This is a genomic window from Micromonospora noduli (assembly GCF_003264475.1).
GTDB classification, from domain to species: Bacteria; Actinomycetota; Actinomycetes; order Mycobacteriales; family Micromonosporaceae; genus Micromonospora; species Micromonospora noduli.
Genome location: NZ_PYAC01000010.1, coordinates 20,004 through 46,078, shown reverse-complemented (window position 1 = coordinate 46,078; position 26,075 = coordinate 20,004). Strand labels below are relative to the sequence as shown.

Here is a 26,075-nt window from a genome sequence, read left to right as displayed (position 1 = left end):
GGGCAAGGTGGATGAGTTACGGCAAGTACAACCATCAAGGATATTTCGGCGAGAGCTTCGTGCGTGTCCTGGCCAGCGCCGCCGGCCTGATCGCCGGTCAACAGGACGTCGACCATACCGGGGTCGACTTCTCCATAGACTTTCCGGGAATGCGGGGCACCGTCCGTTTCCCTAAGATCGAGGCCCAGGTCAAGTCCTGGTCCAGTCCTAAGGGGACCGACCTCGACTGGCTCTACCCGATGGACGTGCGTCACTACAACAACCTCGCCGGTGAGGGGTTCGCTGTGTCGCGTTACCTCTTCCTGATCATCGTTCCCGCGGATGCAGGTCGGTACGCCCAGGCGGACGAGACATCCCTGCGACTCAATCACTGCGGATACTGGGCGTCGCTGCGGACGTCGCCGTTGATCGACCACGCCGTGCAGCGCCACGTCACGGTTCCCGTGCCGAAGCGCAACGTGTTGACCGTCAAGGGTCTGCGATCGCTTCTCGAACCCCGTCCGGCGCAACGAGTGCCTGCGTCATGATGCCCTCTGTCGCCATGAGCGCTGACGAGCTGCGCGCCGCGTCAGGGTTGACACCTGAGACATTGAGCCGCTATCTGTCGTCAACCGGTTGGGCGCCGGAACAGCGCCTCGAACGGGCGACTCTGTGGTCACGACGCGAGGCCGACGGGGACTTCCAGGTGCTCGTCCCCGGCGATCGGGACCTGCGCGACTACGCGAATCGTGTCTCCGACTTCCTCACCACTGTGGCGGCCGTCGAGGAGCGTCCGATCCGTCTGCTCCTCGACGATCTACAGACCACCGGCGCGGATACGCTCTCCTTCCGGCTTCTGCCCGGCGGCCCGTCCGGGACGATTCCCCTTTTCAATGCGGTGGACGCGTTGGCGGGAGTGCGGGAGTTGGTCGTCTCGTCCACCTACGCGTTGATGAGCGAGCAGCCGATGCTGGTGCAGGGTCGCCGTCCGGAGGATGTGCTCGACTTCGCCCGCACCGTACGACTGGGCACGCCGCGCGCCGGGAGTTGGGCGATCGCGGCGCAGCTTGCCGTTCCACGCGCGGACGCGAGTGCCGATCCGCCGCTCGCGCGGCGGGTGTCGCTGCAGATGCACCGCGCGGTGCGGGCATGCTTCGCCGCCTCGGGTGAGGCCCAGCGCGACTTCGATCTTGGGCTCTTCCTGCGCCGCACAGGTGAGGGCGTGTCGGCGAACGTCTGTGAGGCCTTGGCCAAACTCGGCCGTGACGGTGTTCCCTACGACGTCAGGTTCAACTGGGCTGATCAGCTCCCGTCCTCCGTGCCGGCTCGATCGTTCCGCTTCGGTACCCGCCGGATCGAGGTGCTGCACACGGCGGCGGAGCAGCTCAAGGTGGCCGTTCCGGACGGCGAGGTCACGGTCGAGGGTCAGGTCAGCAAGCTCCGGCGGGAAACCGGTGAGGGCGGTCAGGCGACCGTACGTGGTCCGATAAGGACGGTGTACGGGTCCTCGGAACGCTCCGTTCGGGTGCTCCTGCCGGACGTGCTCTATCAGCGGCTCGTCGAGGCACACGGGCGCCGGCAGCACGTGCGGGTCACGGGAATCGCGTTGCGTGGGCGAATCGAGCGGGTTTCCCTCGTCGAAGTCCTTGGCGATAACACTCCGTCCTGACCGGTCTACCAGCGGTGATTCCACCACTCGTACGACCGTGAGCGCCCTTGATCCAGCCAGCAGGCACGGACGACGGGTCTCCTAGCCGCGGATATCTACATAGGATCTTCGGGCCGCAGCGGTTCGATGGGGAGGAGGACGATCGTGAACGATGTCCGTTCCGGGTCCGCACTCGACGTGGCACCAGGGTCGGTGGTGGTCATTCGCGACGAGGAATGGCTGGTGCAGACCGCCGAGGAAACCGCCGACGGGCTCCTCGTGCACGTCCGTGGCCTGGGTGAACTGGTGCGCGACGTCACGGCCAGCTTCTACCATTCCATCGACCCCATCGCACCGCTCGACCCGGCGGCCGCAACAGTCGTGGCGGACGGCAGCCCGCGCTATCGCAACGCTCGACTCTGGCTGGAGTCCACCTACCGCAAGACCGCCGTGCCGCTGGCCGATCGTTCGCTCACCGTCGCCACCCAGGCGCTCGCCACTCCGCTCAGTTACCAGCAGACCGCCGTGCGCAAGGCGTTGGACCCCGACAACCTGCGTCCCCGGATACTCCTGGCCGATGCGGTGGGGCTCGGCAAGACCCTGGAAATCGGCATGATCCTGTCGGAGTTGGTTCGCCGTGGCAGAGGCGAGCGCATCCTCATCGTGACCCCGCGCCACGTGCTCGAACAGATGCAACAGGAGTTGTGGTCGCGCTTCGCGCTGCCGTTCGTCCGTCTCGACTCGTCCGGCATCCAACGGGTTCGACAGAAGCTACCGGCCAACCGCAACCCGTTCACCTACTTCCGGCGAGCGATCATCTCAATCGACACGCTCAAGTCTGAGCGGTACTCGGCCAGCCTGAAGAAGCAACGCTGGGACGCGGTCGTCATCGACGAATCGCACAACCTCTCCAATTCGGCCACACAGAACAACAAGCTGGCCCGCACGCTGTCCCGCAATGCCGAGACGCTGATCCTGGCCTCGGCGACTCCGCACAACGGCCGCAAGGAGTCCTTCTCCGAGTTGGTCCGGTTGCTCGACCCGTCCGCGATCCCACCCGGTGGTGACCTGGTGGCCGCCGAGATCGAACGGTTGGTGATTCGGCGCCACCGGCACAGCGACGAGGTGGCCAGTGTCGTCGGCGCCGACTGGGCGGAACGACAGGAGCCGGAGAACGTGCTGGTGTCCGCGAACCGGGCGGAGAACCTGGTCGCCCATGAGCTTGAGGACGTGTGGCTGTGGCCGCCGGACCGTCGCACCCCCTACTCCGGGGAGAACGTGTCACTGTTCCCGTGGACGCTGGCCAAGGCATTCCTGTCGTCGCCAGCCGCGCTGGCGGAAACCATCCGGCAGCGACTCAGTCGCCTCGGGCACGACGCCGCCGCGACCAGAGAACGCGCGGCGTTGGATCGGCTCGCCAGCCTCAACGCGGCGGCGCTCGCGGAGGGCTCGGCCAAGTACGCCGAGCTGGTCCGGCAGCTCCGCGATGTCGGCGTCGCGTCAGGGTCGCCGGCGCGGGCGGTGGTGTTCGCCGAACGAGTAGCAACCCTCACCTGGTTGCACAAGCACTTGCCAGCCGACCTCGGCCTACCCGCCGAAGCCGTCGCGATCATGCATGGGGGCTTGCCCGACAAGGAGCAGCAGCAGATCGTCGACGCGTTCAAGCAGGAACATGCCCCGATCCGCGTCCTGGTCACCGGTGACGTCGCCTCGGAGGGGGTCAACCTGCATGCACAGTGCCACGAGTTGTTCCACTACGACATCCCGTGGAGCTTGATCCGCATCGAGCAACGCAATGGCCGCATCGACCGGTACGGCCAGCAGCAGCCACCCCGGATCACCGCTCTGCTGCTGGAGCCCGACGGCGGCCGGTTCGCCGGCGACATCCGCATCCTGGCGAGGCTCGTCGACAAGGAGAACGAGGCGCACCGCGCGCTCGGTGACGTCGCCTCGCTGATGGGCCAGTACGACGTGAAGGGCGAGGAGGAGGCCATCCGTGCTGTCCTCGCCGGGCAGCGTGCCCTCGACGACGTGGTGCGTACCCCGGACGAGGTGTTGGCGGGTGACGACCTGTCGGCGATGTTCTTCGGCATCGTCGACGCCGACGACGACGAAGTGCCGCTGCCGGGGACAACCGGGACAGCCGGCTCCGGGCTCTATCCCGACGAGGTTTCCTACCTCGAAGAGGCATTGCATGCCGCCTTCGTCGATCCGACCGGGCCGCCGAGCAACAACGGTGTCGCCTGGCGCCGCGACCCCGCCTTCGGCACCGCCGAGCTGACCCCGCCGCCAGACCTGGTGCAACGTCTCGACGTCCTGCCGCAGAGCTATCTCGCCGACCGGCGAGTCACCGAGAAGCTTGTGCTGGCCACCACCCTGGCTCGGGGCAGGGACCGTCTCGACCAAGCGCTTCGTGACGACACTGGCTCCAGTTGGCCGGACGCGCACTTCCTCAGCCCGCTGCATCCGGTGCTGGACTGGGCCTCGGACCGGGCCCTGGCCGGGTTGGGGCGAAACCAGGTGTTCGCGATACGTGGTGACGTCAACGACCCCACGGTGCTGCTGTTGGGCACGCTCACCAACCGGCGTGGGCAGGTCGTCTCGGCGGGATGGTTGACCGTCGAGTTCCCGTTGCCCGCGAACCTGTCGTTCGCCCCGGTGACCCCGCACCCGTCGGCCGCCGCGGCGTTCGCCACGCTGGGCCTCGACACCACGCAGGCCAATCCGGGCCCGGTCCCGGACGCCGAGGCGCTCGGCCGACTCCTCGCCCCGGCCGTGCGGCACGCCCGCGCGCAGATGCGTGAACTGTTCGCCGCGGCCGAGAAGGACGTCGCGCACCGGGTTGAGCAATGGTCGCACCGGCTCGCCCAGTGGCAGGACGAGGCAGACGCGCTCATCCAGCGACGCGACCTGAAGCAACGTCGGGTCAGCATCGCGCAGGAGCAGAGCTTGGTGGCCGACATGAACCCGGACCGGCAACTGGTGCGCCCGCTGCTGGTCGTCGTGCCGCAGACGGGAGGCACCGCATGAGCATGTCCGACGCGATCCTGGTCGGTGAGGGCTGGATCTCCGAGCACTACTTCACGACCGACGCGACGAAGGAGTCGTTCCGCGCCCGGGTGCTGGAGCGTCGTAAGGAATGGGACGCCGAGACCGACGCGCGCCGGCCCACCCCGCACAGCCGGTTCGTCGACGCTCGGCAGGAGCTGGAGGCGGACCTCGCCAAGCTGGCCGAGCTGACCGACGTCGAGGCTGACCTCGGCGCCACCGATCCGCAGACCGTTGCCGCCGCGGTCGCGTCGATCCATCACCGCATCGTCGACGTCCTGGAGCTGCGCCGGCACGGCCTCGCCGTGGACGGGGACGGGGACGGGCCGATCCTGCGCGTGTCGGCTCCCGGCATCACCGATCGGGCGCCACTGGTTGTCGTGCTCGCCCAGCCGGTCGCCACGGTCGAGGACGTCCTCGCCAAGGACGGCCCGACGCTGGCCGCGCCGGTGCGCCTGCACGACGACGGCGACGAACTCGCCTCCGCCGCGCGGCTAACCTCCGCCCTGTTCGGTGAGGACGACGCCCCCGATCTGATTCTCATCCTGGCCGGCCGATGGGCGGTGCTGGCCGAGCGGGAACGGTGGGCCGAGGGTCGTTATCTCGCCGTCGACCTGCAACTGATCTGCGAACGCAACGACACCAGACGCGGCGGCGAAATCGACCGCGCTCTGACCTGCCTGTCCGCCGCGTCGATCGCCCCGGACGCGGACGGCAACCTGTGGTGGACCGGCGTCCTCGACGAGTCGATCAAACACACCGTCGGCGTCTCGAAGGACCTCCGCGACGGCGTACGCCTGTCCATCGAGATCATCGCCAACGAGGTGGTGGTCCGACGCCGGGCCCAGGGCCTCGACCCGCTGCCCGCCGCCGAGGCGCAGCCGCTGGCCAAGCAGGCGCTGCGTTTTCTCTATCGCATCCTCTTCCTGCTCTATGCCGAGGCATCGCCCGAATTGGGCGTACTGCCGGTCGGCGCCCCCGAGTACGACCGCGGCTACAGCCTGGACCGGTTGCGGGAACTCGTCCAGGTTGAGCTGGCCACCCCGCGCGGGCGGACCGGCACGCACCTCTACGAGTCGCTTGGCGTGCTGTTCCGGCTCGTCGACAAGGGCCACCAGAGCGTCGAGCCGGCCGACGAGGAGGCATTGTCCGCCCCGGGGATGACGTTCAACCCGCTGCGCGCCGACCTGTTCGGGCCCAGCGCGACCGCGCACATCGACGCGGTCGGCCTGGGCAACGCCGCCCTACAGGAGGTCCTCACCCACCTGCTGCTGAGTAAGGAGCGGCGGGGCCGGGACCGGGGCTTCATCTCGTACGCGGAGCTGGGCATCAACCAGCTCGGCGCGGTCTACGAGGGGCTGATGTCGTACACCGGTTTCTTCGCCGAGACGGACCTGTACGAGGTCGCCAAGGCCGGCGACGGCAGCAAGGGCTCCTGGGTGGTGCCGGTGGACCGGGCAGCCGGCATCGCCCCTGCGGACTTCGTGCGGTTGCCCCACCCGGTGACCGGCGAACTGCGGCCGGTGCTGCACCGGCAGGGTTCGTTCGTGTTCCGGCTGGCCGGCCGGGAGCGCCAGCAGTCGGCGTCCTTCTACACCCCCGAGGTGCTGACGAAGTTCACCGTCGGGCAGGCACTGGAGGAGCTGCTCGACCAGAACGGCGAACGCACACCGGCGGCCGACATCCTCGGCATGACGATCTGTGAGCCGGCGCTCGGCTCCGGTGCGTTCGCCATCGAGGCGGTGCGGCAGCTCGCCGAGCAATATCTGAAGCGCCGCAAGGAGGAGCTGGCCGGCGAGGGCAAGTCCATCGACCCGGACGACTACCCGAAACGCCTGCAGGAGGTGAAGGCGTACCTCGCCCTACACAACGTCTACGGCGTCGACCTGAACGCCACCGCCGTCGAACTCGCCGAGATCACCCTGTGGCTGGACACGATGGTGCCGGGTCTGCCGGCGCCATGGTTCGGCCTGCACCTGCGGCGCGGCAACTCGCTGATCGGCGCCCGCCGAGCCGTCTATCGCCGCAGCCAGGTCGCCGACAAGTCGTGGTTGGGCGCGGTGCCGGCGGAGCTGCCGCTGACCTCGTTGGTCGACGACATGGCCGCCGGCCGGATCGGCACCGACGGCATCCACCACTTCCTGCTACCCGCCGACGGCTGGGGTTCGGCCGCCGACGCCAAGGAGGCCGTCGCGCTCGCCCCCGCGGCCGCGAAGAAGCTGAAGACCTGGCGGGGAAGCACCAAGACCAAACCCACAAAGCAAACCACTGACGCGTACGCCGAACTGGCGCACCGCGTCGAGTCACTGTGGCAGATCGCCTACCGCCGGCTGGACCTCGCCGAGCAGCAGATCCGCCGACGTATCCCGGTGTGGGAGGCGGGCGTGCTACCGGCCGGCGGGGCGGTGCAGCGCGAGGAGATCGAGGCGGCGCTCGCCGACGAGGACGGCGCTTACCGGCGGCTGCGCCGGGCGATGGACGCGTGGACGGCGCTGTGGTTCTGGCCGCTTACCGACGAGCCGGCCACCGTGAACGGCGAGGTGATCGCCCCGCCGAGCGTCGCACAGTGGGTGGCGGGGTTGCAGGCGCTGCTGGGGCGCAACCCGGAACTGCGCAAACGCAAAGCGTCCGGGCCGACCCTGACCGCCGGGTTGAGCTGGCACGAGCTCAACGAGGCCGAGCGGATGGAGATCGGGTTCGCCAACGCCAAGACTGTGGAGACGGTGCTGCGGGAGTACCCGTGGCTGGTGGTGTGCGAGCGCATCGCCGCGCGGCAGGGCTTCTTCCACTGGCAGTTGGACTTCGCCACGGTGTTCGCCAGGGGCGGCTTCGACCTCCAGGTCGGTAACCCACCGTGGGTGCGACCCCGCTCTGACGTGAACGCCCTGCTGGCTGAGGGCGATCCGTGGTGGCAGTTGGCGCTGAAGCCGAGTCAGGCGCAGGTCGCCGCCAGGCGGAGGGCGACCCTGGCGCTGCCGGGCATGACCGACCTGGTGATCGACGGCACCGCGGAGGTGTTGTCTATCGCGGCGTTCGTCGGCTCGGTCGGGCAGTACCCGCACCTGCAAGGCCTCCAGCCGGATCTGTACCGCTGCTTCATGGAGGTGATGTGGCGGCATGGCTCGCCGCGTGGCACCACCGGCATGATCCATCTGAACTCCCTGTTCACCGACGAGAAGGCAGGATCGCTCCGCTCGGAGCTGTATCGGCGCCTCCGCCGCCACTGGCACTTCGTCAACGAACTCAAGCTCTTTGAGATTCAGAACGAGAAGCACTTCGGTGTGACGGTGCACGGGTCACGACACGACCGGCCGGGCTTCACCCAGGCGAGCTGGCTCTATCACCCCGACACGGCGGTGCGTTCGCTGGCGCATGACGGCTCCGGCCCGGAGCCGGGCCTCAAGGACGACGACGGTCGCTGGGACGTGCGCCCGCACGCCTCGCGGATCACCAGGGTCACCGAGGAGACGCTGCGCGCCTGGCACGCCACGATGGAGACCGACGAGGTGCCGGTCCGGCAGACCCGGATGGTGTATGCGGTGAACCAGTCCGGCGCGGCGGTCCTCGAAAAGCTCTCCCGCGCCGGACGAATCGGCGACCTCGGCCTGCGCTTCTCGCGTGGCTGGGATGAGAGCATCGACCGCAAGAAGGGTTATTTCGAGTCGGAGTGGGGCGCGCCGGAGTCTTGGAACGACGTCATCCTGCAGGGGCCGCACCTGTTCGTGTCGACGCCGCTCTATAAAGAACCGAATCCGACTTTGATGCATCACAGGGATTGGACTACGACTGACTTCGAGGCCCTGACGGCGGACGCCATGCCGGCCACCGCCTATAAACCCCGAGGCGACCGCTACGACTACGACTGCGCCTACACCGATTGGGGCGACGAGGACTACCCAGACCCCGCCCGCGACCACTACCGCATCGCCTGGCGTCGCATGGCCGCCAACCAGGGCGAGCGCACCCTGATCCCGGCGATCATCCCGCCTGGCGCGGCCCACGTTGACGGTGTCTTCTCTGCGGCTGATCCTGGCGCGATGTCGCCGACCGCCGTCCTACAGGCTGTCCTCGGCTCGCTTGTGTCTGACTTCATGACGAGGGTCGCGCCGAAGGGCGACATCCGAGCACCTGCGATCACCCGGCTGCCGTGGGTCGCCGACCAAGGTATGACCTATGACGCGCTCGCCCTTCGTGCACTCAGGCTCAACTGCGTCGTCGAGTCCTATGCCCCGCTCTGGTCGGAAGCCTTCACCTCGACATTCGGCGAAGATGACTGGGCAGGCGGATTCGAGCACAAGCGGCGTGCTCCGCTCGGGCAGGTCGGGCCGGAGTGGACTGCGGAGACACCGTTGCGGATCGCGGCCGACCGGCGGCAGGCCCTCGTGGAGACCGACGCGCTTGTCGCGCTTGCTCTCGGCCTGACCGCCGACGAATTGTGCTCGATCTACCGAACCCAGTTCGCGGTGCTGCGCGGCTACGACCGCAACGTCTACGTCTACGACGCCAACGGCCGGCTGGTGCCCAACTCGGTGCTCACCACGTGTCGTAGGAAGGGTGACCGGATCACCGCCGAGGAGCGCACCGCCACCAACCAGGCCGGCAACACCTACACCTACGAGCTGCCGTTCATCACCCTGGATCGGGAGGCGGACATGCGCCAGGCGTACGCGGTCTTCGCGGAGCGCCTGCGGGAGCGTTCGTGACCGAGCTGCTGCCCACCGTTCAGGCGGCAAACGTCCGAGACAGCCTCGTCGACTATCTGACGACGACGTTCGCGTTGACCGACACCGACGCCCGCGACGGCCTTGACACGTTCCTGTCCGACCCGGTCACCGGCATGTTCAAGGGCCCGTACGTGCGCCTGCGGTTGCCGTTCCGGCCCGCGGAGGAGGGCTGGCGGCAACACCTCGACTGGTACGCGGGCCCGGACCCGTACGGTCATCAGGCCGCCGCGTTCGCCCGGCTGACCTCCCTGGGCGGGCGGCGTCCGCAGCCGACGCTCGTCACCACCGGCACCGGCTCGGGCAAGACCGAGGCGTTCCTGTATCCGATCCTGGACCATGTGCGCAGGGCTCGGCTGGAGGGCGTCACCGGGATCAAGGCGCTGATCCTGTACCCGATGAACGCGCTCGCCAACGACCAGGCCGGCCGCCTCACCGGGCTGCTGACCGGCCACCCGGAGTTGGCGTCGATCACCGCGGCGCTCTACACCGGGGAGAAGGGGCGGCCGCGGACGATGGTCACCGCCGACGGGTTGATCACCGATCGGGGGATCATCCGGGACACCGCGCCCGACATCCTGCTCACCAACTACAAGATGCTCGACCAGTTGCTGCTGCGCCACCAGGATCGGAAGCTGTGGGAGCAGTCCGCGACCAGCCTGCGTTACCTGGTGCTCGACGAGTTCCACACGTATGACGGCGCGCAGGGCACCGACGTGGCCATGCTGCTGCGCCGGCTCGGCTTGGCGCTGAAGAGTCACTGGCGCGCCGACGACCCGGCCGTCACCGCGGCTGCCCGGTCCCGACCGCTGGGGCTGATCACCCCGGTGGCGACGTCGGCGACCCTGGGCGACAAGGGCGATCCGGGCGCCATGCTCGGTTTCGCTGAGACCGTGTTCGGTGAGCCGTTCCCCGCCGACGCGGTGGTGACCGAGACCCGCAAGGACCTCGCCGAATGGGTCGATGACGCGGAAACCGTCGCCGCCGCCGCCGGGTTCACCGTCGCCGACGAGTTCCGGGCCGACAAGGTACGCGCGGCCGTCGAAGCGCTCGGCGCCGACCCGGATGGCGCGTCCCTCGCCCGTACCATCCTGGGTCTGCTCTGGTCCGGGGACCGTGACCGGCTCGCGGCGGCTGGGCCGGACCTGCTGCTCGCCCTGGCGAAAGCGCACCCTTTGGTGCAGGAACTCACCTACGAGACCGTCGACGCGGTCAGCGTCGACGACCTGGTCCGCAGAATCGCGGGCCAGCCCGATCGGCGCACCTCCCGCCTCGCGGCAGGCGGTTTCGACACCGACTGGTCGCAGGCAATATCGGCTGTGGTGGCGGGTCTCGGGCACATTCGGGCGGTCGCCGGACGGGACGCGCTCGCCGTCGACGTGCACCTGTGGGTGCGCGAACTGACCCGCATCGACCGTGCCGCCGACAGCACCGCCCGGTTCCGCTGGGGCGACGACGGGCCGCCCGTGGCCGGCGGCGACACCGAGGACATCCGGCCGTCGTTCCCGGCCGTCTACTGCCGGTTCTGCGGCCGGTCCGGTTGGGGTGTCGCGCTCGCGCCGGTCGGCACCGGCCTGGCCGCCGACGACGAAACCATCCGACGCAACCACGCCACCCGCGAAGGGCGCTTCCGGGCCCTGTTGTACGCGCAGGTCGAGGCCAGCGCCGCCTACGACGGGAACGCGCAGCCCGACGGGTTGGCCTGGTTCTCGGTACGGGGCCGGGAGTTGCTCGCCGCCGCCCCGTCCGACGATGACTCGGACCTGCGCGACGGGTGGATCCTGCCGGTGCTCACCACCGTCGGTCGGGACGCCGACGAGCACGCGCGCGACGACACCTGCCCGTCCTGTGCCCAGCCGGACGGCATCCGGTTCCTCGGCAGCGCCATCGCCACCCTGCTGTCGGTGTCCCTGTCCACCCTCTTCGGGTCGGCGGCTCTCGACGTACAGGAAAAGAAGGCCCTGGTTTTCACCGACTCGGTGCAGGACGCCGCGCACCGGGCGGGCTTCGTGGAGGCCCGATCGCACACCTTGACCCTTCGGGCCGCGCTCAACGCCGCGATCGCCCCCGGCACCCTCACCCTGGACGCGTTGGTCGAGGACGCGATTCGCCGCACCGGTGAGGACAACTTCCAGCGCTATCGCCTACTCGGCCCCGACTGCGTCGACCGGGAGTCGTTCGCCCCGTTCTGGACGTCGAAGACGCTGCGAGGTGTGCCCGCCCGGGTGATGTCCCGGGTCCGGAAACGGCTCGCCCTCGACGTGGCCATGGAGTTCGGGCTCAACTCGCGCACCGGCCGGACCCTCGAACTGACCGGCGCCGCCACCGTCGAGGTGGATGCCGGCCCACCGAACAGGATGGCCGCCGCGGCCCGAACCGTCCTGACCGGGTTCGCGGGGCAGGATGCACTCGGTGCGGACAACGCCGAGCCGACCGGCGAGGCGCTTGTGCGGTGGGTGCGCGGCGTACTGGACCGGATGCGGGTGCAGGGCGCCATCGACCATCCCTGGTTCACCACGTTCCGTCAGGAGGACGGGAACCGCTGGTCCATCTGGGGCGGGCGGCCCCGAGGCGATGGCATGCCCGCCTTTCCCAACACGCGGCCCGCGCCCAGCTATCCGCGCGTCGGCGGCTCCGCCAATCCGGTCCGGGACAGCGACCTGGACGCCGTCACCCCGGCCCAGTCCTGGTATGCGCGGTGGACCTCCCGGGCGCTGTCGGTCAGCCCGGCCGACGGCGGACGGCTCGCCCGGTTGCTGCTAGACCGCCTCGCCCGCGACGGTGTCCTCACCACGGTCACCAGCCAGAGTGGCGCCACTGTCTACGCGATCCCGTCGTCCGGCGTCGTGGTCGCACCGGCCCGACTCGACGACCTGACCGCCAAGCGCCACCTGCTGGCTTGCGACACCTGTCGGGCGTTGGTGCCGGGCAGCCGCACCACCGTCGACCAGCTCGACGGGGCACCGTGCATGCTGGTGCGCTGCCACGGCCGGCTGACCCGGGAGGCCCTGGCCGACAACTTCTACCGCCGGCTGTACGCCTCCCCGGACATGCGCCGAATCGTCGCCCGAGAGCACACCAGCCTGCTCGACGACGCCACCCGGCTGGGCTACGAGGAGGGCTTCAAGAGGTCGGCGACCGAGCCGAACGCGCCCAACGTGCTGGTGGCCACCCCCACCCTGGAGATGGGCATCGACATCGGCGACCTGTCCACGGTCCTGCTCTCGTCGCTGCCCCGTACCGTCGCGTCCTACCTTCAGCGGGTGGGGCGGGCCGGGCGCATCACCGGCAACGCCCTCAACCTGGCCTACCTGACCGGACGCGGCGACCAGCTACCCAAGCTCGGTGACCCACTGTCGGTCATCAACGGTGAGGTCCGCCCGCCCGCCACCTACCTGAGCGCCGAGGAAATCCTGCGCCGGCAGTTCACGGCCTTCCTCGTCGACGGCATGGCCCGCGACGACCGATACACCCACCCGAACAGTGCACAGCAGGCCATCGGGTCCAGCGACCCGGATTCGTTCCTCGGTGAACTCATCACCGTGGCCGAGGCGGGCGGCTCCGACGCGGTACGCCGCTTCACCGACACCGTTGGGTCACTGCCCTCGCCCACAGTCGATGCCCTCACCGACTGGGTCAACCCGGTGGCCGGAGTCGGCACCAGCCTGTTCGCCGGGCACGTACACGCGGCCAGCCGGCGCTGGCAGCAGACCGTCGAGACGCTGAGACGGCGCCAGACCGAGATCAACAAGGTGTTGCCTGAACTCGAGGCCAAGGCCGCGTCCCCGGCCGTCACCGATGACGACAAGCGCGCCCTGCGGTCGGCCAAGACCACCCGCAAGCTGATCGGCGGGCAACTCGGGCACCTGCGCGGCGAATACTGGATCAGCGTGCTGGAGGAACACGGCCTGCTGCCCAACTACACGCTGCTCGACGACACTGTCACCCTCGCTGTCGGGATCAGCTGGACCAACCCCGACTCCGGCGAGTTCGAGAGTGACAGCGCCCAGTTCCAGCGCGGTTCGGCGCAGGCGATCCGCGAATTCGCACCAGGTGCCACCTTCTACGCCCGCGGCTGGGAGATTGCCGTCGACGCGATCGACCTTGGCATCGACGGTGAATCCATTCGCCCCTGGGTGTTCTGCCCCGATTGTGGTTACGCGGCTGACATTGCCGCCACCGGGCGGGAACAGCAGATCACCAAATGTCCGCGGTGTGGCAGCACCGGCATCGCTGACACCGGCCAGCGTCTTGACATCGTCGAACTGTCCCACGTCTCCGCCGAGGTGCGCCGTGACGAAGTGAAAATCTCCGACCGGCGCGATCAGCGCGACCGCATCCCCTTCCAGCTCATCACGGCCGCCGACATCGACCCGGCCGGTGTCGCGGCGAAGTGGTTCGCCGAGAACACCGGGTTGGGCTGCACCTACCTGCGCACGATGGACCTGCGCTGGCTGAACGTCGGCGCACCCGGACACGGCACGTCAAGGATCATCTCGGCCGACGAACGCACCGGAGCGTTGTTCCGGGTGTGCAGCGGATGCGGCAAGCTCGACACCGACTCCGGCCGCAACCGCCCGCACGAACACCGCGCCTGGTGCCCGTACCGGAGGTCGGCCGTGGAGAACACGGTCGCCGTCGCGCTCTCCCGCACCCTGCGCACCCAGGGGTTGCTGCTGCGCCTGCCGTACGCGGTCACCCTCGGCGACGACTTCGCCGTGCCGAGCCTGGCGGCAGCGGTCCTGCTCGGGCTGCGTGAACAGATCGGTGGGCACCCCGACCACTTGAGAGTCGAGCATGTCGTCGACCCCACCTTGAGCGACGGCACCGACAATCACGACGCGCTGCTGCTGCACGACGTGGTTCCCGGTGGCACCGGATACCTGGCCGACCTGGCCGACCCGCAACAGCTGCGCGGCCTGCTCGCGCTTGCCTGGCAGCGAGTGCACGACTGCGAGTGCCGCCACGAGGAACGCCTCGCCTGCCATCGATGCCTGCTGCCGTTCACCCCGCCCGCCGCGTTGCGCCGCACCTCCCGGGCCGCCGCCGAGCGGCACCTCGCCCACCTGCTGGCCTTGGGCGAGGACGCCGACACCCCCGACGGCCCGCCATGGACGCTCATCACAACGCCGCCGCAGGACAGCCCTGAATCGCACCTGGAACAGCGGTTCCGCAAACTCATCGCGCGGCGGTTGAAGGCGATCGGGGCGGCCACCACCGAGGTGCCGAAACCCTGGGGCAATGCCCTGCGTTTCACCCTGCCCGGCGACCACCGGCAGTGGACCCTCACTCCGCAGGTAAACGTCGAGAACTCCCGTCCCGACTTCCTGCTGGAGTCCAACGACACCTCCGTGCCGGCCGTCGCCGTATTCACCGACGGCCACGCCTTCCACGCCGTCGCGACCCGCAACCGGCTCGCCGAGGACGCCGAGAAACGACAGATCCTGCGAGACACCGGGCGCATCGTCCTGGCCGTCACCGCAGCCGACCTCACTGCGGCCGAGCAGGACACCAGCACCGCCCCGGGTTGGTTCGCCGAGGCGACGGTGGCCAAACTGATCAAACAGCCGCCGTTCCAGGCCGCGCCGAGCGCGTACGAAGGGCTGCGTTCCGGCCCGATCTCCTGGCTGCTCGCCTGGGTGTCCGCGCCCAAGCCCGCGGACCTGGGGATCGTCGCGCGGGCCGTGCCGATGTTCCTCGTCGATGGTAAGTCCCGCCGCACCTGCGGCGACGGCGTCAGCCTCGCTTCAGTAGGGCGGGCCGCATTGCTCGGCGAGGGGCTGCCACCCGGCGATCGGACCGTCCTGGTACGGCAGTTCGGCGCCCTGGCCGTCGTCGTCGAACCGACAAAGTCGGCAGTGCACGCCGCGCTCGTGCTCGACGACCGGGAGCAGGCCCTCGACGCGGCACACGCCGACGCCTGGCGGCTGTGGTTGCAGCTGTCGAACGTTATGTCCCTGCGCGACTGGCCCACCGTCATCACCACCACCAGCCGGGCGGGCAGCCCTGCCGCCACCGCGACGGCCGGGCCGGAACCCGCTGGCCCCGACGGGCTGCCCGACGGCGTGGACCAAAGCTGGGCGTCCGCGTACGAGTCGGCCGCCCCGGGCACCGAACGCGATCTGATCCGACTCCTCGCCATCCACGGTGGCCTCGACGCCCCGCTGATCGGCGCGGAAGGACCGCAGGGCATCCCGATAGACATCTGCTGGCCGCAGCGGCTCATCGCCGTGGACCTGTACGACATGCCCAACGAGGACCGCGCCGACCTGAGTGCTGCCGGATGGCACGTCGTGCCGCCAGACCCGGATGCCATCGTCGCGGCACTTACCGGCACCACCGACAGCGGGGAGCACTGATGCCGACGATCATCATGACCAAATGGCCTGTCAAGATCGACGGCTCGGTCAAGGCGAAGGCGATGTCCTTCCTGCAGAAGCTCTCCGCCGACGATGCCACGCCAGGCCTGCACGTCGAACCGATAGCAGGCGCGGCCGATTCCCGTGTCCGCACCGGTCGGGTCGACCAGTTCTGGCGAGCCGTGATGTTCCGGCTCGATGGTGCGGGGGAGTGCCACTACGTCATCCACGGCGTGTGGCCCCACGACGACGCGATCACCGTCGCCGCCCGGGTCCGCCTCAAGGTCAACCCGATCAACGGCCTGCCCCAGATCGAAGAGGCGGAACCCGCTGCGCCGCCGGCTGCCGACCCTCCTGCCCCAACCCGGCCGGCGGAATCCCACCCAACTCCGGCGGAGCCGCTTATGGTTCAGCTCGGGCGGACCCGCGCGGATCTCGTCGACCGGCTCGGCGTCCCCACCGACGTCGCCGACCGGGCACTGGCCGCGCCAAATGAGGATGCCATCCTGGATCTCGCCCAACGCCACGAAGGCTGGCTGGGACTGCTCTTGGTGGACCTCGCCACCCAGGACTCAATCGACACCATCGTCGAGCGGCTGCACCTTGAAGCGCCCGAGCAGACCGGCAACGACGACGCCGACCTGCTGCGGTCGCTCCAGCAACCCGCCGCCCAGGCGCAATTCGCCTTCATCGACGGCCAGGAGGAACTCCGCAGGGTCATCGAGAACGGCGACTTCGGCTCGTGGCGGGTGTTCCTGCACCCCGAGCAGCGCCACTACGCCGTCCGTCGCTACCGGGGTCCCTTCCGGCTCTCTGGAGGCGCCGGAACCGGCAAGACGGTAGTACTCCTGCACCGGGCTCGAGCGCTGGCCCGCGAACGCCCGGACGCACGGATCGTGCTGACGACCTTCACCACGAACCTGGCAGACGCGCTGCGCGACGGTCTCGGCCAACTGGACCCGACGGTTCAGCAGGCAACCGCGTTCACGGCACCCGGCGTGTACGTGACAAGCGTCGACGCGCTGGCCGCCGCTGTCATTCGCGCCGCCGGTGACAGCATCGCCGATGCCATCCAAGCCGTCCTGGGCGACGCCCGATACGCCCCGACCGGCCGGACTCCGACCGGCCGGTGGCGCGACGTCATCGAAGCATCGGCAACCCCGCTGCCCCCGGAGATCGTCAACGAGACCTTCCTCAGCGCCGAATACGCGCAGATCGTCCTGCCCAACAAGGTCAAGAACGAGAACGAGTACCGCCGAGTACGCCGGCCCGGCCGCGGGGTCGCCCTCGACCGCGCCAAGCGGGACAGCGTCTGGGCGTTGATCGCCGCCTACCGGGCGCATTGTCGCATCGACGGCACGCTCGACTTCGCCGAGGCAGCCGCTGTCGCTGCCGCCCATTTGACAGGCAGCGGCGGCGAGGCCGACCACGTGCTCGTCGACGAAGGTCAGGACCTGTCGCCGACGCACTGGCAGATGCTGCGCGCCCTGGTCGCCGAGGGCGACGACGACCTGTTCATCGCCGAGGACTCCCACCAACGCATCTACGGCAGCCGTACCGTGCTGGGCCGGTACAGCATCAAGATCGTCGGCCGGTCGCAGAGGCTCAGTCTCAACTACCGCACCACCGCGCAGAACCTGCGCTACGCAATGGCCATGCTCGATGGCGGCGACTACGTCGACCTCGAAGAGCAGGCGGAGGTTACCGGATATCGTTCGGCGCGATCGGGGCCGGCACCAGCGGTGGAAGCGGTCGAGTCGCTCGTCGCCGAACTCGACACCATCGCTGATCGCATCCGCTCGTGGTGCGATGGTGGGGCGACACCCGAGACGATCGCGGTGCTCGTAGCCGACAAGTTCCAGCGAGAACGGGTCGTCAACGCGCTCAACGAGCGCGGCGTGCCCGCACGAGCAGTCGACCGCGACCGCCCGGGGGAAGGCCGGGTGCTGGTGATGACCATGCACAGGGCCAAGGGAATGGAGTTCGCCAAGGTTGTGCTCGCCGATGGGGGGCCCCAATCGGCTGCCGAGAAGGTCAGGCTCAAGGGTCTGGATGCCATCGAGCGGCACGAAGCCGAGCTGCGGGCCCGGTCATTGGTGTACGTAGCGGCAACGCGTGCCCGTGATGAGCTCTTGGTGGTCCAGCGCTCTTAGCGGCGAGGAGCGGAAACGGTCGCGGCAGCCGAGGTTGCCCCGACCGTCTCGCGGCAACGAAGCACATCGGCTGCGCCTGAGACTTGCGCAGTAACCGGATCTCGTTCATCCATACCTACCTGAGCCGTTCAGCCGTAGCCGACAGGGTTCATCTGCTATCGCGCGTGCTCTTGATCTCGGCGAAGGCCGGTGAAGGGCCGGTAGGAGGCGGCCGACCGGATCGCGCCTCGTCACGTACTGCCTGAATGTGATTGTTCGGTCATGACATCACCTATCAGACCGAAGGAACACCTCGTCGGTCCACTCGTACCTGATGCCCTGCCCGCGCGTCCGGGTCCAAGCCCGATGCCGATGCCCGCTCTACCTGCCCGAGTCTCGCCGTCGGCGATCACGGACGCGGCCCTGTTGCTGTGGATGGCTCTTCCGGCACGCTGTGGCCGGGTGAGCGTGCAGCAACTTCTGCGCGCGCTGGGCTGGTCCCCGTACCACCGCCTCGACATTGAGACGCGTCACGGCATGATCATCATCTGCTCGGCCAATGACGGCCTCCACCAGGTGGGCAGTCGAGGTGACCTACCCTTGCCGGCGAATGCCCGGCACATGTGCCGCATTGAGCCCGGTCAACCAGTGCTGCTCGCCGCCATCGTTGCGCACGACCTGCTCGTCGTGCATCCCGTCAGCACCGTCGTACGCCTGCTTGCCGACCTGCACACTCACCTGGCGGGAGGCGACAATGACCGCTGACCCCGCCGCCATCGCGGCCGCTCACCAGGTTTTGGCTCACCTGGGCGTCACGGTGACCGATCTGCAATCGCACCCCGCGACGCCGTCCGTTGTGCCGACGGTCGCCGAGTACCTGCCCCATGTTGTCGCCGCTGCTGGGCCCGGAGCACGCCGCACCTACGGCACCTACTGGGAACGGATGGCCGCCGCGTGGCCCGATCGGCCCTTGGACTCCGTCACCGCCAGCGACGTCGAGGCACTGAAACAGGCGATGATCGCCAGCGCAGTGTCGCGGCGCAACAGCCGCAACGGCCGGCACGCCGGCGAGCACGTCATCGCCGCCGCGCGTGCCTTCTACCGACGTGCCATCGCCGACGGGCTGATCGACGCCGCCGCCAGCCCCGCGCACCGAGTCGCTAAACCACGACGCTTACCCGGCACCCGCCGCGCGTTGACCGCACACGAGCTCGAGGAGATCAACGCGATGGCGCGCACCAGCGGAAACGACGTCATCCTCGACGCGCTGCTCCTGCGACTGCACACCGAGACCGCGTGCCGCCGCGGCGGCGCCCTGGCCCTACGGCTGATCGACCTCGACACCACCAACGGACTCGTCCGCCTCACCGAGAAAGAATCCACCATCCGCTGGCAGCCCATCACCCTCGACCTCGCCGGACACCTGCGAGAGCACGCCGACGCTCGCGGCGCGGTCCTACCGACCGATCCGCTCCTGCGCGCGCGCAACGGCCAACCGATCACCAGCCGCCGCTACGACCACATGTGGCAACGCTTAGGGGAGCGCCTGCCCTGGGTAGCCGTGCACGGCATCTCGACCCACTGGCTGCGCCATACCACCCTGACCTGGGTGGAACGACACTTCGGCTACGGCATTGCCCGCGCCTACGCCGGACACACCGACAGCCCCGGATCCTCCACCACCACCTACATCAAGGCGGATCTGCACGACGTGGCCAACGCGCTGTCGGCCATGACCGGCCAACCCCATCCGCTGGCCCGTCTGACAGATCACGCCGAGCGGTGGTCGCAGACGAACTGCGCCGTCTCACCTACAACCGAGTAAGGGATGGGGAGCCGCGTGCGGTGCTCCGGGTGAGGCGGCTCCGGGGTCACCGCACGCGGCGAGGCCCCTGCGAGCCGCGCCCTACCCCGGCTGCGGCACTTGCCTCGTGAGCCGTCCACGCTCGAGCTATTCGACAATCTCCCAGGCCAGCGCCTGGGGTCGTTGCCCGTCGTTGGTGAGGAACTGTCGTGCGGCTTGCCGGGCGGTCGCGTTGGTGACGCGGGTACGTTCGGGCCAGGCGTCGGTGGGCGTGCCGGCGTAGTCGAAGGTGAACGTGGGGCCTGGTTCAAGGTCTGGCTGGTATCCCCAAGCGCTGCTGCCGTCAACGGCGACTTGATAGACGAACGACCGTTCAGCGTGCCCGACGCAGATGTCGAGCATGACAGGGAACTCGCCTCCGCTAGGAGCGATGAGGGTAACGCAGCAAGGCAGCTGCTCAGCGTGGGCGTGACTGATCGTGTCCAGTGCGTCGTCGAGTTCGGCAACCGTGCTGACCGATGCGGCGCCGTCGCCGCGTCCCCAGGTGATGTCGATGCTCATCGCCGGATCCCTTCGCCTGTTCCGACGTACAGCTTATGGAGCCACGTGCGGTCGCCGTCGGTGAGGAACACCGTCAGGCGTGTTCCTTGCGGCAAGATCGTGGCAAGGATCTTTTCGCAGACCAGGGGTCTGATCGGGTCGTCGCAGGGGGTGTGATTGAGCACGAGCGTGACCTCTGATGGGCTGCCGGGACGGCGCAGCTCGGCGGCGGCCTGCGCCTCGGCGTGGTCCATCACGATGGCCTGAGTCAGCGGCGGCTTGAGTCCCACCCCCGCGGCGGGAAGCCTGCCCACCCTGATCTGCCGGCTGCGCAACCGACCATCTGGCTCCGCCGAGAAGTCGGGATCGCCCACGATCGCCCCGTCGGCGAGGAGAAACGCCTTGGTCTTGACCTGCGGTTCGCTGCGACGCGCCAGACTCGCGGCCGCCCGAAGAACCGCCTGCGGCGGGTCAGCGGGTGCGGGTGGTCGACGGATTCCGCCGCCACCACCGCCGTTGCCTGGAGAAACGTCAATGTAGCTGGCCGGTGGTGGGATGCGGTCAGGTCAAGCTGCTGAGGAGCTGGCCGGCCACGGCGTTGCCTCGACCGTGGAGGCGGGCGAGGACTTGCCGGCCGTTGTCTGCGGTGGGGCCGGAGCCGCGCAGCGGGTTCGGGGTGCGAGTGGAGATGGTGACCAGGAACTCGGTGACTGCGGTATCGACCCGCTCATTGGTGGGGTCGGAGGAACGTTCGCGGGCGGCGAGCCAGCCGACGGCGTCGGGGACGAACGCTGCCGCGGCCGGTTCCTGGAAGAAGCGGACGGCCGCGTAGGCGAAGTCATCTTGGCCCATGTGCGCGCCGAACCACGTCGACCACGCCGGATCGGCTGCGCGGATGGCGGCTGTCTGCTGCTCGCTGACCGGCGAGTGCCCCCACTCACCGAGGCCGGCGACGGCGAGCGCCAAGACGCCCCTGCCGGAGTGGCCTTGCCAGTTGCTGGCGGTGGTGGCGAAGTCGAGCATGTCTGCGACTAGGGTGGGGAAGGCTGCTGGCAACGGGTCCTTCGCACAGGCGATTTTCCAGACCTGGCTGAGGTAGTTGCCCACCCAGGAGGAGGCGGTGGCACCGAGGGTGAGGATCGGCTCCCAGATCGTCCGGGCCTGTGTGGCGTTGGCGCTGATCGTGATGTCAGCGAGTAGCTCGAGAGCGCCACGTTCCTCGTCGTTGGGGTAGCGGGGGGAACGATTGGCGGTCCTGGCCGGGGTCAGCCCGGAGGCGAGGAACGTCGCGAGGTCGGCGGCGAACTCGACCGCCCGGGCTCGCGTGAGCGTATCCGCCGCAGCAGCAAGGGCTGTGAAGTGCGGGCGGGAGGCGACTAGGTAGCCGAGGTCGAGGGTGCGCAATATGCGGGAGCGGTCGTCACGGGCGTCGGGGAATCTGGTCGCGAGGGTAGTGGCGAGCCAGTCCGCCAGCCGGGGAACCTCGGCGGGCAGGCTGCCGTTGGCGAAGGCGTCGACTGCGGCCTCGACGGCCGCCGCCAGCTCCGGGAGGTCGTCGATCGGGCCATGACCGGGCTCGTCGTCCTCCTGGTTCACATCGAGTCCATCGGCTTCCTCCGGGTCGATGTCGGTGTCGAAGTCGAAGTCGTCGACTTCCTCGAAGTGTGGGTCGATGTCGTGGTCCCACATCGACAGCCGCGCCCGGTGCAGCGTCAGGTGCTCGAGCCGGCGCAGGTCGCCGGCGAGGTGGGGGTGTGCGGCGGCGAGTCGCATCACGGTGGTGAGGGTGAGGCGACGCGCAACGAGCAGCAGCCGTGCGATGGCGGCGCGCACGGTGACGTCGTCGGGGGTCTCGGCCCACAGGGCGGTGAGCGCTTCGGCGCAGAAGACGTCCCATTCATCGTCGGAGGGGCTGTCGGGGTATGCGTGGGACCACGTGGCGGCCGGGTCGGTGAGGGGGCGCAGCAGCACGGTCTTGCACCACGTCTCACGGTCGGGGTGGTTCCGCAGCCAGTCGCGGGCGCACAGCACCAGCCATGCCGCGTACCCGCATCGCAGGTCATCCACCGCGCTGATCGAGCTCGGCGACTCAGCGTCCGGGGCGAGAGCGTCGAGTTGAGGCTGGACGCTGGCCCAATGCTCCTCGAGCTCGGTGTCGCTGGGGCGGACATGGTCGGTGATGTTGCGGCGCATGGTGTGGGCGAACACCATCCAGGCGCGATCGCGGTCGAGGTGGTCCCGCATCTCGCGGGCTTCTTCCTCAAGGACCGCCGGCGGGGTGTACTCGAGGTAAGTCCTTCCGTCTGTGGCGCGGACGGCCTGGTAGTTCGCGATGTCGGTCGCGGCGAGCATCACCCGCCACCGGTGCGCGTCTGTCGCGGCCCAGTGCTCTCGGGCGGTAGTGAGCTGCTCGGTGAGCCGGCCGGTGACGAATGCGCCCAGGCGCACCAAGTCCAGGAGCGGGGTCTTGCGGTGGTCCATCGTGTGCCAACTGCGGGCTCGCAGCGCTCGAGTGGGATCCATGACGAGCGGGAGCACACTGAAGGAGCGCATCTGCACGCTCATCCGGTCGTCGTCGAGCAGGTCGGCGCTGGTGACCAGGGGCGCAAGCGGGCCTTCCAGCAGTGCAGGAGTGTGGCGGGCGATGTCGGCGAGCAGCCCCCACGTCGCGACCGATCGGCTGCCGGTGAGCTGGGCGAGGAGCGTGGTGATGTCGCGGCCGGCGTCGAGGGCTTTGTAGAGGTGGGCCTCCAGGGCCATCATCGCCGCCGCCAGTATGTCCGGTACCCGGTGGCCACCGTGGCTCCAGGCCAGGACGGTGGCGTCACCGATCAGCGCGACGGGTGCGCCGTCGATGAGCAGCTCGAATGCCGGTCGCTCATGCGTGGGTTCCTGGCCGCCTGACATCGGGGTGTTGCGGGTGCGTCTCCAATGGGTGGTCGAGTGCTCGACGAGGGCGAGCACCACTTCGACGCCTTGCGGTTCGGCGTTGACGAGCATCGCGCGGAACGGCCCGCACTCGGGGATCGGATCGAAGGAGCGCGGGGCGCTGGCGATGCCGAGGCCGTCACGCAGCCGGTGGTGCGAGTACTGGCGGCCGTGATGGTCGGAGTCGACGGCTGCTCGCAGCACCAGGTCCCGGGCCAGCTGCGCGGACGCCGGCAGCAACGGCATCACGGTGTCGACGTCCAGCAAGGCTGCACGGAGTCTCGTCTGGCCGCGACGCTGGCGGCCCCCGACCTGGCCGCTGTGCTCGAGCTGGCTGTCAACAGGGGGCAGCAGCGTGTCGAGGAAGGTGGCGACGGCGTCGGGTTCGACCGCGCCGGCGGCGATGACGCACCGCCACAGCACCGGCTCGACTGTGTCGTTGAAAAAGCCTCCGCCGTCGATGTGCGCGACGATGTGCCGTCCGACCGCCAGGCCGATCACAGCAGCCTGATCGCGGGCCGGCCACGTGTCGGGAGCGTGTCGCAGCCACAGGTCGGCGATCGCGGCGACCTCCGGGGCGACCGAGGCGACCGCGGTCTCATGCTCCGCCGCCAGGACGCGCAGGACCGGAAGCCACAGCGGCCATACCGGCAGCCGCGACTGCGCGGCGGCGTACACCGCCACGTCCGGTGTGTCGGCGAGCACGGTGATCCAACCGCAGTCCGGCACGGTCGCGGAGAACCTGAACCTGCGCAGCAGCCGTGCCAACAGAGCGCTGTCGGCGGCGAGGCGCGACCACAGCTCGCCCAGAAGCCGGTCGGCGTCGTGGGCGTAGAACACCGCGTCGAGGTACAAGTCCGCCACGAGCGGCTGGTCGGCGGCGTCCAGCGCAGACCGGTCGGCCTCCCACCGGTCGACACCGTGCTCGCGGAGCACGCCGGCGGCATACAGGCGGATCGCTCGGTGCCACGACGGCAGCGCCGCCTTCTCCGCGATCACGCCGATGACGTCGTCACGGGAGCGCAGGTAATGCAACAGCGTCCAGTCGTCGAACAGGTCGTGAGTGAAGGAGACCCGGCCGTCGACCTCCGAGAGGATCCCGTCGACGCGCAGTTGGTCGACGAGCCCAACGGCGTCGACCGGGAGGTCGTCCAGGGGAGTGTGGGCCCGCAGGCGGTCGGCCTGCTCGACGGCGATCCGCCGCAGCATCGTCTGGCGGGTGGCGCCGTTCGGGCCTGCGCCGGCCAGCCGCTGCCACCACAAGCCAGCGATCGACGGCTCGTCACGGATAGCGGCAACCGTAGCCCCGGGCATCCGCAGCACCAGGTCGAGGACCTTCGGGCGTCGAAGGACGCCACGGAGCCCACCGGCGACGACCACCGCGGCCAGGTCTGGGTGCCCGCGCAACACCAGATTGACGTCGGCGTCAGACAGGTCACCCATCACGAGCGGGGTGGCCTGCGGGCCGTTGGCCTGCACCAAGTGCTCCGACACTCGGGGGAACTCCGCTTGCTGCGACGTGATCAACAATCGGATCCGGCCGCCGGTGGCGGCGGCGAGGCGTGCCAGGGCGGCCGTCGCGGCGAACGGCTCGTCGGTGTAGACCCGGTCGAGGCCGTCGACGACGAGGCGGACCTCTCCGGGGGCAAGTGTCAGGACCTCCTCCAGGCCCCAGGTCAGCCTGAGACGCGCGCCGACGCCGGCCTCGAGGTCCGCGGCCGACAGCCACACCGCATGGTGCGTGTCCAGGGCGGCCAGCCACCTCTTGGCGGCCACGGTCTTGCCGCAGCCCGACGGCCCGGACAGCACGCTGACCACCCCGGCGTTGGCGAGCACGGCGGTCACGTCCTCACGGGCCAGGACCACGTCGTCGCCGAGCCGATCCCGGACCCGGGCCGTCATGCTGGCGGTGTGCGCGGTGAGAAGGCTCCAGTCGGGGGCGACATCCGGGCGCAGCTGAAACGCGAACTGCCCGCCCAGCCGCTCAGCCAGAAGCTGCCAGGTGACTGCCCCGCCTCTGGGCCGCATTTCGGCGACCATCTCGAGCAGCGCCGTCCACAGATCCACGACCCTCCCGGCCTGCTGCGGCACGAGCGCGGCGCGGCACCACCGGATCGCGTCCACGATCGCCTGGGAGGTAGGGGTGAGGAAATCCAGACGCAGAGGCAGAAGCAAGGCCAGCAGCCGGGCGGGAGAGGAATCCACGTTGACCCCGTGCTGCTCGGCGAGCTCGGTCGGGCACTTCGCCGAGCCCCACAGCGAGCGCTTCGCCTCGTTGAACGCGCCAGGCACGCCGATCCGCGAGGCGATGCCAGCCTGGTCGGCGGCGGCCTCCTGGATCAACTCCCCGAGCTCGACCCAGGTGCCCTGCGCCGCTGACCCTGACACCAGGCCGACCCGGTCTGCAGCGGACTGGAACCTGTCGGCCAGGATGTCGCACCAGGCGGCCTGCACGAACTCCGTGTGCAGCTTGGCTCCGGTCAACATGTCGAAGGACTTCACCGACGCCGACCACCGCGGCCTGCGGGCTGCGTCACCGGTGACGACCATATCGTCGAGGAAGAAGCCCGACGCGCTGCCCTGGAACCGTACCTCTACCGGGACCGCCACCCCGGCGCCCAGCGGCATCTCGCCAGCGGCCATAGCAGCGGCGAGCCACGCACCAACATGGTCTTCGAAAGCGAAGCCGCCACCGCCCGTGATGAACGCCGTCGCCACCGACCGCCCGCCCGACGCCTCGCTGCTCGACATCGCATGAGGCTACCGGCCCACACCTCACCCGGCCGCACTCTGCGAAAGCGGGGGGAATTCAGTGGCGGGGTCGTGGCCAGGGCCACGGTGAGCGTTGATCCGGGCGGCTACGCCGAGCTGGTGGCCCTGGCCGGACAACACTCGGGTTGCGGGCGTGGGCGTTGG

11 protein-coding genes are annotated in these 26,075 nt (G+C 69.3%); 8 read left to right on the top strand and 3 right to left on the bottom strand.

Annotated elements, in window-relative coordinates:
• The first annotated feature begins 11 nt into the window (after nt 1-11).
• The 8 genes from MED15_RS13810 (at nt 12) to MED15_RS13775 (ending at nt 19,712) form a co-directional block, all read left to right on the top strand.
• Entirely contained in the window at nt 12-527 is a 516-nt protein-coding gene (locus MED15_RS13810; RefSeq protein ID WP_112735841.1) for a DUF4365 domain-containing protein, read from the top strand.
• Between the two features lie 224 nt (nt 528-751).
• Complete coding sequence (locus MED15_RS13805) at nt 752-1,648, top strand: hypothetical protein (RefSeq protein ID WP_244220455.1); 897 nt, start codon at nt 752-754, stop codon at nt 1,646-1,648.
• A 144-nt stretch (nt 1,649-1,792) separates the two neighbouring features.
• The gene (locus MED15_RS13800; RefSeq protein ID WP_112735839.1) at nt 1,793-4,657 is read left to right on the top strand and encodes an SNF2-related protein; all 2,865 of its coding nucleotides are present in this window, start codon (nt 1,793-1,795) and stop codon (nt 4,655-4,657) included.
• On the top strand, nt 4,654-9,378 hold the full coding sequence (locus MED15_RS13795) for an Eco57I restriction-modification methylase domain-containing protein (protein WP_112735837.1): 4,725 nt from the start codon (nt 4,654-4,656) through the stop codon (nt 9,376-9,378). Before MED15_RS13800 ends, MED15_RS13795 begins: the two co-directional genes overlap by 4 nt.
• A complete protein-coding gene (locus MED15_RS13790) occupies nt 9,375-15,755 on the top strand; it encodes a DEAD/DEAH box helicase (protein WP_112735835.1) in 6,381 nt (2,126 codons plus the stop codon). Before MED15_RS13795 ends, MED15_RS13790 begins: the two co-directional genes overlap by 4 nt.
• Nucleotides 15,755-17,908, top strand: coding sequence for a UvrD-helicase domain-containing protein (locus tag MED15_RS13785; RefSeq protein ID WP_112735833.1), 2,154 nt, complete (start codon nt 15,755-15,757; stop codon nt 17,906-17,908). Before MED15_RS13790 ends, MED15_RS13785 begins: the two co-directional genes overlap by 1 nt.
• Nucleotides 17,909-18,349: 441 nt before the next feature.
• Nucleotides 18,350-18,652 (top strand): AbrB/MazE/SpoVT family DNA-binding domain-containing protein, encoded by a 303-nt coding sequence (locus MED15_RS13780; RefSeq protein ID WP_112735831.1) that lies wholly within the window; start codon nt 18,350-18,352, stop codon nt 18,650-18,652.
• Nucleotides 18,642-19,712, top strand: coding sequence for a tyrosine-type recombinase/integrase (locus tag MED15_RS13775; RefSeq protein WP_112735829.1), 1,071 nt, complete (start codon nt 18,642-18,644; stop codon nt 19,710-19,712). Before MED15_RS13780 ends, MED15_RS13775 begins: the two co-directional genes overlap by 11 nt.
• A 126-nt stretch (nt 19,713-19,838) precedes the next feature.
• On the opposite strand, the gene MED15_RS13770 is transcribed toward MED15_RS13775, so the two are convergent.
• The 3 genes from MED15_RS13770 to MED15_RS13760 all read right to left on the bottom strand — a co-directional run bounded on the left by MED15_RS13770 (nt 19,839) and on the right by MED15_RS13760 (nt 25,910).
• Entirely contained in the window at nt 19,839-20,252 is a 414-nt protein-coding gene (locus tag MED15_RS13770) for an Imm1 family immunity protein (protein WP_112735827.1), read from the bottom strand.
• Nucleotides 20,249-20,605, bottom strand: coding sequence for a DddA-like double-stranded DNA deaminase toxin (locus MED15_RS13765; protein ID WP_112735825.1), 357 nt, complete (start codon nt 20,603-20,605; stop codon nt 20,249-20,251). The genes MED15_RS13770 and MED15_RS13765 overlap by 4 nt, the downstream gene beginning before the upstream one ends.
• Nucleotides 20,606-20,792: 187 nt before the next feature.
• The gene (locus tag MED15_RS13760) at nt 20,793-25,910 is read right to left on the bottom strand and encodes a hypothetical protein (protein ID WP_146766716.1); all 5,118 of its coding nucleotides are present in this window, start codon (nt 25,908-25,910) and stop codon (nt 20,793-20,795) included.
• Nucleotides 25,911-26,075: the final 165 nt, after the last annotated feature.